Here is a 12,417-nt window from a genome sequence, read left to right on the forward strand (position 1 = left end):
CAAATAATATTTTATTCACAAATATTTGATAATCAGTTATTTATATTCAAATATATGTAAATTTATCCTAACGAAAATGAATCAAAAATTTAAACTTTTCTGTTATGAAAAAATCACTCTATTTGGCAACATTCCTTTCACTTCTATCCACTTCGCTTTTTGCTCAAATTGGTGGAATCGAAGATTCAGTTGATGATGTCTCAAACACCATCCGAACAATTTTCCCCATTATTTTAGGGGTCATATTCCTTATAGGTTTCCTATTTAATGCAGGACACTTCTTTGGGGAAAACGCTGATCTAAAAAAAGGAATAACAAGAGTTCTTGTCTTCGTCCTTATTGCAGGTGCAGTTGTTGGCATATTTACCTATCTGATTTCAATCGTAGTTTAACCCTCTAAGAGGGATTTAATTTCCGAGCACTATGAAAAAATTTGAGGTCTATAAAAACATTAGGAAACGGGCAGTCATATTTGGCCTGCCCATTTCTCTATTCGCCTTAATGATGGTTTCCATTCTTGCCTCGCTGTTAATCATCATATTCTCATTCAGCTTCGCAATGATTATCACCATACTGATTTTCAATGCTGGATTATATATCGCATTAACGAGAATCAACCAAAACCCACAACTTTTTCAGATAGCCAAGGCCTTCCCTAGAATCATAAGTAACAAAAAACATTCAGGCTTCGATTATGAACAAGATTAACCTTTCGGCATATCAACCCATTGTAGATATTCAGAACAATATCGTATTTGCTAATAATGGCAATGTGGTATTATGCTATGAAGGGAATCTTCCAGAAATCTATTCCCTTTCGGCATCCGATTTTGAGGATATGCACGGTGCCTGGTTTCAAGCTTTGAAATCACTACCAGTTGGAACAGTAGTTCACAAACAGGATATCTACTTGAAGAAGTCTTATACTGCTGAACAACTTCCGAATAAAACCTTTTTAGAAAAAACCACACACGAGCATTTCAAAGGTCGCGAGTATATAGAACACAAGTGTTATTTGTTCTTTACGTTGACCAAGAACAAGGCACTAAACAATCCAAAATATGTCAATCCGTTTCGTAACATTTCAAAAGGCATTGTACAAGAATTAGACGACAACGTAAAAAGCTTCATCAACTCGGTAAGTGATTCCGTTTCTTTTATCAATAATAGTAGGAAAGTATCTCTCAGACCCTTAATAGAAAAAGAAATTGTCGGTCTCACTGAGACTTATTTCAATGGATTCAACGAAGGCTTCGACACCGATATTTTACTGGATAAAAAAAGCGTCACTATTGGCGAAAACTATTTTGATGCCCTGGCCATCAATAGCGAACTGTGCTTTGGCGAAAGTGTACAGAGTAGCAAGACCAATGAGAAATTCACATCTGACGATTTTGTGTTTCATCAAGGGTTTATTGATGGCTTAGGGCTTACGCTTAATGAAAATCATATTGTTAATCAGATTCTTTATCTAGACGACAAACAAAAGTGGCGCAAGCTGCTGGATAAGAAAATTGAGGAATTGAACAAGAGTTCCAATTTCGGATCACAGAATAAAGTGGTACTTGGGAAGATTCAACACATTCTCGACCAAATCAACGCAGATGATAATGCTCGGATTGTCCGTGGTCATCTCAATATTGTCTATTGGTCTCGGGAAGCCCGAGAGTTAGAAAAGATTACTTCTAAAATTAAGACTGTATTTAAAGAGCTAGATGCTATACCCTATTACCCGAGAGGCGAAGAACGCAAGAATTACATTCTAAATAGTTACTGCTGCTTCTCTTCCAACTTTTCAAATAACGATTTATATGTTACCGATTTAAAACACGCACTTTGCTTGTTTATCAATAACACCAATTACAAATCAGATGCTACGGGCATCATCTTTAATGACCGTGAACATAATATTCCAGTTTTAAAAGATGTTTGGGACGAACGGAAGAAACGTATAAAAGCACGAAATTTTGCCATTTTCGCGCCAACAGGCGAAGGGAAATCATTTTTGGCCAATAATATTCTGCGTCAATATTTTGAAAGTGGCGTTCGTTTGGTCATTATCGATTTAGGTGGCTCGTATACTAAATTTGCGAAGCTATATCCTGAACAATACACCGTACTGCGATATGAAAGCGGAAAGAACTTAGGTATTAATCCATTTTACATCAGCAATGTAAATGATCTTACACCCGAACGTCTTGAAGATTTATCTGTATTTCTCGTTGAACTGTTTGCTTCGGACTTAAAAGTGACCAAGGCACAATCGGTCTCCGTCAAGAAAATACTTCGAAACTATTACGATAGCACTTCCAACAATCATTCTTTGGAAGGCTTCTACGACTTTATAGAAAGACATCAAGAAAAACTTCTTGATGACCTAAAAATCCATCCCGACTATTTCAATGTCACGAGTTTTTTGCACGTAATGTCAGAATACGTCGGCGATGGTCTATATAGTTTTCTGTTTGAAGTCAGCGAAGACCAGACTTATAAAATCGAGGACAAACGTTTGATTGTTTTTGAGTTGGATGAAGTTAAGGATAACAAGGAAATTCTGTCCGTAATGCTAAAGCTGATAAAATCCGCCATCCAACGAACTATATGGAAGAACCGTGCTGAAAAAGGCATTATCCTTTTCGATGAGTTTGCTAAGCAATTGAAGTTTGAAAATGTATTGGAAAGCGTAGAATTCTATTATCAAGCCATACGTAAACAGAACGGAGCAATTGGGATTATTCTGCAATCCATCAATCAGCTTCCGAATAATTCAACATCAGCGAGCATATTGGAAAACACTCAGGTCATATATAGCCTGAACAACGAAAAGGGATATGATGAATTGGTCAAAAGACTCAATCTATCCAGCCACGATTTGAATCAATTGAAATCTATCAAAAACAATCTTTCGGGACCACGGAAGTACACTGAAATGTTTATTAAGATTGGAAAGGAAAGCAACATTTTCAGGCTTGAAGTTCCCAAGGAAGTGTATGCGGCTTATCTAACGGACGGACAAGAAAACGAGGCCATAATGGCCATTTATGAAAAGACCAATGATATGGAATTGGCAATTAAAGAATTCACCTCTAAAACATAATAGTATGAGCACAAAAATCAAAACAATTTTATTCGGGCTATTTTTTACAGTTGCCCTTTTATTGCCTGGAGGTGCTACCGCCCAGGGATTGCCTACGTATGACAATACCAATTTTATCAGCTTAGTGAAACAACTGATAGAATCCGGAAAACAAACTGCAAACATCATAAAGACTGTCCAGTTCTTAAAAACACAAAAAGAGAACATTGAAAAAGTTAATAATGTGGTTAGGCAATTAAAAGCTGTCCGTGAAATAGGACGCAACAATCAACGCCTTATCCAAATGATGCAAAATGATTTAAGAGATATCCTAGATAGTCCATATATCAAACCAGATGAAGTTTCAAGAGTTTCGGAATCCTTCACTGCTATAGTCCAGAATTCCTTGGACACAATGGATTTTATAGATGAAATTCTATCTAGTGATTACCTAAAAATGACCGATGGCGAACGTGCCGAAATTCTTAAAGAAAAGGAGCTGGAATCAAAAGAAATGGTATCCAACGTCAAAACTAAGACCAAGCGTTACAAGGACATCATTTCCTTTAGAAAAATGCAGGATAAAATCAATAATCGCGAAACAGAATACTAAAAAATGACAACAACTATCTTTTTAGGAATCGGTTTGGAATATGTGGATACCATTTTTCAGACCATCCAAAATAGCAGTTTTTCGCAATATACCATTGCCGGAATGAAGACACTTGCGGTTTTGTTCTTCCTCGTCAATATTCTTAAAAAATATAATGAAGGCATTGCAGACAAGTACGGCTACACTTGGGGATTGAGCCCTGGAGAACTAGCCAAGAATTTTGCAGTGGTTCTACTCGTCATTTTTTCGACACAAGTACTGGGCTTCTTTGATAGCATACTTGTTTCCATAGAAGCACAATATCGTGGTACAGCACCGGCATTGTTGCCATTGCAGATGCAGGACATTCCCATTGAAGAAGACATCAATCTTATTGATGCCGCCAAAAATGCGATGACACTTTTGTACGAAGCCTTGGTTACACCTCTTTACGGTTTTAAAATATTTGCCTTCATTATTAGTCTCTTTCTTTGGATTTTGGATTTGTTTATCTACCCGCTATTTCTTGCAGAACGCTATTTTTTATTGGGTATCATGCAAGCCTTTTTTCCATTGGTTATAAGTCTGGCAGTTTTTGAAAAATTCCGTTCACTCGCCTACACGTTTTTCAAATTGTACGCAGCTGTTTATATGCTTGTACCTGCATTCTTTTTGGTCAATGTATTTGTAAACGCACTATATACAGAAATAAACACAAATTTTTGGACCAACTTGTTTGGTACAGATGCAGGTCAAGGCTTTTTTGCACCTGTTGTACAATTAGGTTCGGTAGGTTTTATTGTCTTCCTAAAATTCAAGCTATATAGACGTGCCACATCTTTCACACTCAGATTATTTACTGCCTAAGGCAGATTAAAAATGCAACTATGAAAACACCCTATAAAAATATCTATAACGTCTTAAAATTGAATCGATTTATCGTTTTGGCAGTCGTTGTCTGTGCATTGCTGTCTAGCACCTTTTCAGTCTGGATGGCATTCAACACAAATCAAAAGGCTCTCAATAGTGCTTTTGCAATCAATACAGATGGCAGTATTATTCCGCTGAAACTTGTTGCTCAAAAAGAGAATTTTAAGGTTGAAGCGCTAGCGCATTTAGATCTGTTCCACAACTACTTCTATAACATCGATGCCAGTAATTATGAACGTAATTTGGAAAAAGCACTTTGGCTGGCCAATAGTTCTGTAGACAACCTCTATCGCCAGAAAAAAGCGGATGGTGTCTATAATCGCTTATTGCAGTATTCCTTAGTTCAAAAAGTACTGAGTATTGACTCAAGGATAACTGAAAATAGTGGCTCTTATAGTTTCATTACAACAACCATTTTTGAAATTAATAGAGGCTCTATTATCGATACCTATGAACTAGTTTCAACCGGAAACCTAATGATGGTTGACCGAAACTTCCCAAACAATACGCACGGATTATTGATTACCGATTACTTCGAGAACACATTAAAAAAACTAAATAATGAAAGCCCATAATCGGCAATTAAAAAAACCACGGTTATGAAATGAGCCATAACTGTTTTTGATACTAATCCAAATGTTGATTGGCGAATTACATATGACCATTGAAAAACAATTAAAAAGCATCAGATGAAAATAGAAAAGAACAAAATAGTATTTGCAGCAGTATTGGCTGTGATTTTCATATTCCTGATTTCATATTCCTTGATGGTAATAGGCGATGATGAAAGTGAAAATGAAAACCTTGAACAGACTCTAATACCCGATTTAGAAAAAAATCAAAAGGAATATGATTCTAAACTGGATGCCATAAATGATTTGAAAGAAGTGCGTGAGAATAACGCACCGAGCATTTATGACGAAAAATTGATTGATTCCTTGGGTTTTTATGACCCTGATTTACCCGAACGAGAAAAGAAACGTATAGTGGATAGCATCTATGATGCCGGAAGGATTCAATATTCGGAAAAACAATATCAGAACTTCGGGCAGAGAAAAGTCGCTAAAAAACAGATTATACTAATTGATTCCGCTGAAGTTAAAAAAGAACAACAAATTCAAGCTAAGGAATTGGCTTTGGAACATCAACTGTTTTTTGCATCCTCGCCAAAGGCAATTGATATTTCAAGAATTGGAAATACAGATGCAACCATTCACGTGGTTGTGGATGGTGACCAAGTTGTAAGGGCAAATACCCGATTGAGAATGCGACTGACTAAAGATGCAATGATAAATGGTAAGCAAATGCCCAAGAACGCACTAGTATTTGGGTTTATCAGTTTTAAACCTAATCGTGCCTTGATTGAAATTGAAAATATCAAGCATCATCCCACCAAACTTAAAGCGTTCGATTTACTGGATGGTAGTGAGGGCATCTATGTACAAAACAATTTTCGAGCAGAAGCTACCACCGAAGTTATAGACGATATTGTTAGCGACATCAATATTCCTACCGTTCCACAAGTAGGCGGAATTACAAAGGTGCTTAGACGTAACAATCGAAACGTAAAAGTAACGGTATTGAACAATTACAAATTAATTCTAAAAGCCGATAATCGGCAATAATTAAAACACTCTATTATGAAAACTTGTATTATAACCATAATGGTTTTTTGTATAAACCATATGATGGCACAACAGCCACTCGATACCATTTATGCTAACGACTACAAAAACGTAGCTATATTTTTTCCAGAACCCATACGACAAGGTATCACCGGTTCAGATAATTTTGTCTTTACCTATAACCGTGAAAAAGAACAATATTTCGGGCTGCTTCAAGCGAAGCCAGGAAAAGAAAGTAATCTTTTGGTGGTGAATAGAAATGGATCGGTTTTTTCATATATCGTACGATATAAAGCACAACTTTCAACGCTCAATTATTTTATCCCGTTATCAAATAGTATTGGGAATGAAAAACCAATCGTAACCGATTCTACTCAGGCTGAAACTTCTGAAAAAAGTATAGATAACAGATCATATTATTATCAAAAATTCTGCTCGTATCTTCTTAACAGAAACCAGCGTATAGGCCGAATCAAGAAGCGAAATGATGGTATCATTTTAAGTATTGAAAATATTGTTTTTGATAAAGAAGAGCTCTATTTCGTTATTCAGATTGAGAATAATTCTACGATGGATTACGATTTGAATTTCTTGAACCTTTCAATCGAGACTCGACAAAAAGGGGAAAAGAAATCTTTACAGAGTTTGTATCAAGAACCAATTTACAAACACCATCTACCATCAAAAATTGCTGAGGGTGAGATGACAAAATTCGTTTACGTGTTGCCTAAATTTTCATTGTCCAGTGACCACAGGGTACTTTTAGAATTGAATGAGGAAGTTGGCGAACGCAATGTTGAATTAAAAATATCGCATGCATACATTAATAACCCAAATTAGCTATGGTATGAAAGCAGTTATTACATCTCTATTTGCATTGTTGCTATTCGCCTGTGCAAACAATCAAAAAACATTACAAACCGATACAGTTAAAGTTGTAATGGAAAGCTTTTACCCAGACGATAAAGCAACTTTAAAAAAGTATATATGCCAATTTTATGACAGTACAAGATCTTTATGGCAAAGATAGAGATGCTGACTTTAGTGTCCTACCAGAAAACTCTGATGGTAAAACAGCCTGGGTAAAATCACCACCTTATATTCAGACGAACCAGAAACGTTTAAGCTCGTGATGCAAGATGGTAAATGGAAAGTTACTGAATAAGATAGGAGGGAACGAGCGCCTTTTTGAGCTCTATGTACCGCTATTTTACGAATCGGTGATACAAGAATGTTAATGGAAGTTGTTTATGATGAAATGATGCAATGTGATGCAAAACCTCCATGCCTAAGTTGTACGGCTTGAATGCTTTAGCTTTCACAAATTTTTCTCGTAGTTCAATCATATTGTTTTTATACTCCTTGAACGATGGGATATTTTTAAATGAAAAAACATTACCAGACTTAGAACAATACTCCTCAGCTAAACAGATATCTACAGTATCTTCAGTTGGATACCAAGTCTGAATACTTATCTTGTCTTCAAAAAGCTTGGTGAGCTCTATAACCTTGTTATATGTTTTCTCTGAATTTAAAATAATACACCAATCAAGTAGGCTCGCTAACAACATTGAAGATTCTAGCTTTTGTTTTGATTTGCCAAAATAGATGTCAACTAACTTTTCATAGTTTGGTCTAAAGAGCGGAAATAATTGTTTTATTTGATATTGATTATGGAGTGAAATCAAGATTTTTTCAATCCATTGTAAACAAAAATCATCTTTTTGGTACATCCGTAGGAACTGCATTGCCAAGTTAAATTCTATCAAATGGTCGTCATATAAAGGATAATTTAAAGATGAATTTTTTGAAACAAAAGATGTCAAGGATTTGCTCACATCTGTAAGTGAACGCAGGAATATTTCTTGCCCAGCTTTATTTTTATTTTGAAGATATACCCAATATTGTTGCAGCTCAAAATGACCAAGAATAGAAATAAGTCCCAATTCTTCCCAAGTTCTTAAGCCATACTCCAAATGGTTTTTTGAATAGCGCTGTACGCTCTGCTCTACAAAATAATGGTCATTTACTTTATTGTAATAATCTACAGCGATTAAACGACTTAAGTCATACAATTTGAAATATTCCACTTGAATGTACTTAAGCTCTAGTTTGTTGCTCTTTGTTAAAAAATTGTATGTTTTCAGCAAAGTTATATGGCTAAGGGTTACTGCGGATTTTAAGTTGCCAACTTCATCGCTCCACTTAAACATTAAATCCAATAGTAACTTTATTAAGCGTATTGTTTTTTGAAGTTCTCGTTTTCGCAGAATAGTTTTATCCAAAAGAGCATCTAACAGTTGAACATAATGATAATATTGATAATCAGTTAAGTCCATAAATGCCAAAGTCTTTCGAAATAAGGCCTGATTCTTTTTATCAAGTAATGTATCAAATAGAAAATCTTCCTTTATCTGATTTGTTATATCATCAATCCCTAAAAAATTGACTACCACATTATTCTTACTATGTTTTTGTTTGAAAGCAGTCCAAACTAAATTTAAATTTTGAGAAATGGTGCCGTTTGTGGCAAGAGTAATAGTTATAGGAAGTTGTTGTTCTTTATTAGTTAGATGCTTTGGTATATAAGTATCAATAATATCCTCTATAGATTGTTTGATGGCATTTGAATTCCCATCCCAATCATTGCGATTTATATTACCTCTTTTAACCGTAACAATTTTTATCTCTGAAACTTTACCTTTTTGTTTCTGTTCGGCATATATATCTACACCATACTGTCGTCCTTTTTCAGGTTTATACTTTATTGCATAGCCTTGCTCAAAGAGCAGGTCTACCAATAACAAATCCAACTCTCCGTCCTCCTTAAGAATTGATATGTACTCACGAATTATGAAATTCATCTTTTGAAATATATCTAAAATGTAATCTTTTTGCTTGTTGCCCAATTGGGTCTATAAATTCTAATCTTGGCATTTCCATTGAATGAGAAATACGTTTTGGCTCCATTACGTTTGTGAAACCCCGATCCGTTTTCGAAAAGAAACCTTTGCCCACTCTTAATTGTGTTTTATCTGCAAAATCTAAAAATGATGGTTTCTTATTCTCCATTGCTTCATTTCCTAAACCACTAAATTGGACTTTATTATAATAAGACAATCTCTTTTCGGATGGCTTAAATTCATCGTGAATTGGAAGATTACTTAGTCGGTTAAAAAAATCGTCCGCTTTATCCGTGATTTGTTTAATTATGGCTTTTTGTTTTTTATCTGAAACATTTTCCTTTCTTAGTTTTTCTATCAATGACGGGTAATTTAAGAGCAATTCAGAATAAATTAAACTCGCAGTATGATTTATTATCTCCTGCGATTCAAGATTCGCTGCCAATATTTGAAAGAGCATTCTGTAGGCAACATCTTTATCCCAAGCAAAACCTATTACTCGCAAAGCCAATAGAATTGTATCTTCCTCATTCAATTCTTTTATCCAATCGCCATCTAATTGCAAGGAATCCCTTGTGCTTCTAATTTCACTAATCACGGATTGAACTGCAAGGCCATAATTATGTGATTTTAATAGCCAAGTTGAGATTAACTTATGAAAATACTTTGAATTTTTATCGTTGAAGTTGTTCAAAAGATGCTCTAAAACTTGCATACCGTTTGCACTTGGTAAATGAAAATCAATCCAATTTTCAAGAAATATTTTGATAATCTCTGGATTGGAGTCGAAGAATTTATCGAACGAAAAGTTTAAAGAATTGTAAATACCAGAATACTGAAGTGGAACTGTTGCAAGATGCTTAATTGACAGATAAAATAGCTCCTCATTTTTCTCTAACTCAATAAAAGAGTTCAAAGATCTAACAAGTGGAGAATAGATATATGATGATTCAATTTTATAGAGTTCTTGTATTCTATTACTAAATTTTGGGAAATCCTCTAGATGACGAGTATAAAAATTCATCAAGTATGCCCAATCAATATTTTCAAGAATTTCTTTAAATTTATTTATGTCTATTAGACTGTCAATTCTATCGTAAAAAGAGTGTTTTTCTTCAAAATTTATTATTGTTGCCGCTCGAAATCCAGCAGACAGTTTAAAACCGATTTTGGATTTGATATTATTGATTATTTCGTCTTCAAAGTCTTCACCGACCTTATCCAATCCATAAACAATACTTGCCCAAAACTCATAAGTATCTCTTGAGGGGTTCTTCTCAATTTCTTCTTTTATCTGTTTAGCTATTCTAGGGTTGGTCTCAGAATATTTCTCAAGCCAAGTGTAAAATTGACCGCTTGATAAATCAGATTTAAAAAAAATGTTGATACTGGCAAAACAACTTACGAAAAGTTCAACATCCTCTACTTTATTATACTTGTAAAATTTCTGAATATCTCTCCAGAATTGAAACTTTTCAATACTACCAGCCTTTATTTTTTTTAAAAATTCTTTAGAAGAAAAATCACCTTTAGAGTTCATCGTACTATTTTTATTGAATTATAATTCATCCTTGGATCCGCGTTTAGTCATTCCCACCGAAAAGACCCCTCCATAAATTCCACTTCACTTCTTTTTAATCCTATTTCTTCTGCAAAATGTTTCCAGTTTTTAACCACCACCAATACTTCTGAAAGTATAATTTCCATTTCACTTTCGCTTAAGCGAAAATACATTCCTACACTTTTTGCCAAGTCAAAGCTTAAGGCATTATCATCCATATCTATATTTAAAGATAGACCATCTTTTTCTATTGAAGGGTTTAAGTCATAAGCTGGCGATAAAATCCAACCCTTTTCTGTTAGGATAAATCCGTGATTTCTTAGGTGATCATCCGTATTTGATATAGCAATATTAAACACAATTCTTCTCCATAATTTGTGTAAATTAGTTTCCACATCAACTCCATAGTTTTCAATAAACTCAACAATTTCTAAATAACTAGGTATTGTGTCTCTGATAATATCTTCTGTATTTGCAGTCATTGTCATTGCTGAGGCAAAGTGGATTCTTTTTCCATTATCCCTATCAAATCGTTTGGTCAGGAATGTATGGTATTGACCGCTTATCTTTTCTATTTTAGATTCTGCCATTTCAATTCCGGAGGCAATCGCCAATTTATAGGCTAGAAACTCCCAAGCTGCTTTATCTACTACATCCGTCTTAGAAGGAAATTTGGCTATCCACAAGTTCTTTTGGGCATCAAGTATATTAGCCTTAGGTCTTGCACCTCCTAGAGAAGAACCAGGTGCAATTAAAACTGCTATCCATTTTCTGACGGTATCACTTTGTTCATCATTTTCTAAATGATTTACTGCTTCTTGAAGCTCACCAATTGATGACCAAGGTGGTGTTGGACTATTTGTATCATTATCTAAAAAAGGGCCTTCTAAATCAGTTTTAAATCGTAAAGCTCCCATTCTACTCTCATCAAAAACTCCGAGCAGATAATCTATTTCATACAACGTTTCCGCTTTTTCATTCCTATCTCTAGCATCTTGTGCAGCTCTACGTTTCATTAACGTTTTACCCCAAGTGTCTGGCATACTATCTAAAAAGATGCCGAAATTTTCTTTATTAGCAGGGTATTGTGGGCCTGAATAAAAATCAATATCTGGATCTAGTAATCGTTGCGCATCGGTTTTTAACCAATTTTTATCATACTCAAAACTGAATGCCTTTTTGCCCTTGGCAAAATGTGCAGAAAGTGTTCCTATGGGTGATGGTTCTTCCAAACCAATCCAATCGGCAAAAACGTATATTTCAAATTTTCCTCCAGCCATTTTTCTTATAATAAATCAAGATCTTGCAATTTTCTACCGAATTCGTCATCCACAGCAAGCTTTTTAAAATCATCTTCTAAATTTAATACCCGTAATACATTAAAAAAAGAACCTATAGCAACCGCTGGGTCACCCTTTTCTATTCTGTAAAGTGTTGTCCGGTTAATACCAGCCCGTTCAGAAACCTGCTCGGTCGTTAGCTTTCTTCGCTTTCGCGCTAGCTTTATATTCTCACCCAACTGCTCAAAAACCTTCTGATATTTCGGCAGCAAGATTGCTTTCTTAGGATTCATTTTGTTGTATATTTACCACAAATATACTATTTTTGTTGATAATACGCAACATTAATAAATTTCGATTATGTATAATATTTTCAATCAAGACGACGAAATGGCCATTAAAATGGGAATACCAAATGTATTTCGAATTTCGACCGCCAAATGAGAATAC

Annotated in this window: 12 protein-coding genes; 8 read left to right on the forward strand and 4 right to left on the reverse strand. The window is 34.9% G+C overall.

Annotated elements, in window-relative coordinates:
- Window positions 1-104: 104 nt before the first annotated feature.
- The 8 genes from GQ45_RS16275 to GQ45_RS18320 all read left to right on the forward strand — a co-directional run bounded on the left by GQ45_RS16275 (window position 105) and on the right by GQ45_RS18320 (window position 7,356).
- The gene (locus GQ45_RS16275) at window positions 105-392 is read left to right on the forward strand and encodes a hypothetical protein (protein WP_025613710.1); all 288 of its coding nucleotides are present in this window, start codon (window positions 105-107) and stop codon (window positions 390-392) included.
- Between the two features lie 302 nt (window positions 393-694).
- The gene (locus GQ45_RS16285; protein ID WP_047419616.1) at window positions 695-3,097 is read left to right on the forward strand and encodes a TraG family conjugative transposon ATPase; all 2,403 of its coding nucleotides are present in this window, start codon (window positions 695-697) and stop codon (window positions 3,095-3,097) included.
- Between the two features lie 4 nt (window positions 3,098-3,101).
- Window positions 3,102-3,689, forward strand: coding sequence for a conjugal transfer protein (locus GQ45_RS16290; protein ID WP_047420565.1), 588 nt, complete (start codon window positions 3,102-3,104; stop codon window positions 3,687-3,689).
- A 3-nt stretch (window positions 3,690-3,692) separates the two neighbouring features.
- Window positions 3,693-4,535 carry a hypothetical protein gene (locus GQ45_RS16295; protein ID WP_047419618.1) on the forward strand — a complete coding sequence of 281 codons (843 nt, stop codon included), beginning with the start codon at window positions 3,693-3,695 and terminating at the stop codon, window positions 4,533-4,535.
- A 20-nt stretch (window positions 4,536-4,555) separates the two neighbouring features.
- Complete coding sequence (locus GQ45_RS16300) at window positions 4,556-5,173, forward strand: conjugal transfer protein TraK (RefSeq protein ID WP_047419620.1); 618 nt, start codon at window positions 4,556-4,558, stop codon at window positions 5,171-5,173.
- Between the two features lie 114 nt (window positions 5,174-5,287).
- Complete coding sequence (gene traM, locus GQ45_RS16305) at window positions 5,288-6,223, forward strand: conjugative transposon protein TraM (RefSeq protein WP_047419622.1); 936 nt, start codon at window positions 5,288-5,290, stop codon at window positions 6,221-6,223.
- Between the two features lie 39 nt (window positions 6,224-6,262).
- Entirely contained in the window at window positions 6,263-7,063 is an 801-nt protein-coding gene (locus tag GQ45_RS16310) for a DUF4138 domain-containing protein (protein WP_052188307.1), read from the forward strand.
- Window positions 7,064-7,221: 158 nt separating this feature from the next.
- Window positions 7,222-7,356: a hypothetical protein gene (locus tag GQ45_RS18320; RefSeq protein WP_255352054.1), complete on the forward strand. Its 135-nt coding sequence runs from the start codon at window positions 7,222-7,224 to the stop codon at window positions 7,354-7,356.
- Window positions 7,357-7,428: 72 nt separating this feature from the next.
- On the opposite strand, the gene GQ45_RS16315 is transcribed toward GQ45_RS18320, so the two are convergent.
- The 4 genes from GQ45_RS16315 to GQ45_RS16330 are packed head-to-tail and all read right to left on the reverse strand — an operon-like array spanning window position 7,429 to window position 12,260.
- Window positions 7,429-9,087, reverse strand: a complete 1,659-nt coding sequence (locus GQ45_RS16315; RefSeq protein WP_156125457.1) for a hypothetical protein — start codon at window positions 9,085-9,087, stop codon at window positions 7,429-7,431.
- The gene (locus tag GQ45_RS16320; RefSeq protein WP_047419625.1) at window positions 9,068-10,666 is read right to left on the reverse strand and encodes a hypothetical protein; all 1,599 of its coding nucleotides are present in this window, start codon (window positions 10,664-10,666) and stop codon (window positions 9,068-9,070) included. Before GQ45_RS16320 ends, GQ45_RS16315 begins: the two co-directional genes overlap by 20 nt.
- Before the next feature lie 47 nt (window positions 10,667-10,713).
- Window positions 10,714-11,967, reverse strand: a complete 1,254-nt coding sequence (locus tag GQ45_RS16325) for a type II toxin-antitoxin system HipA family toxin (RefSeq protein WP_047419626.1) — start codon at window positions 11,965-11,967, stop codon at window positions 10,714-10,716.
- 5 nt (window positions 11,968-11,972) lie between these two features.
- Window positions 11,973-12,260 (reverse strand): helix-turn-helix domain-containing protein, encoded by a 288-nt coding sequence (locus GQ45_RS16330; RefSeq protein ID WP_047419627.1) that lies wholly within the window; start codon window positions 12,258-12,260, stop codon window positions 11,973-11,975.
- Window positions 12,261-12,417 lie beyond the last annotated feature (157 nt).

Origin of the sequence: Cellulophaga sp. Hel_I_12, assembly GCF_000799565.1 — a bacterium.
In the GTDB taxonomy this organism is placed as follows: domain Bacteria; phylum Bacteroidota; class Bacteroidia; order Flavobacteriales; family Flavobacteriaceae; genus Cellulophaga.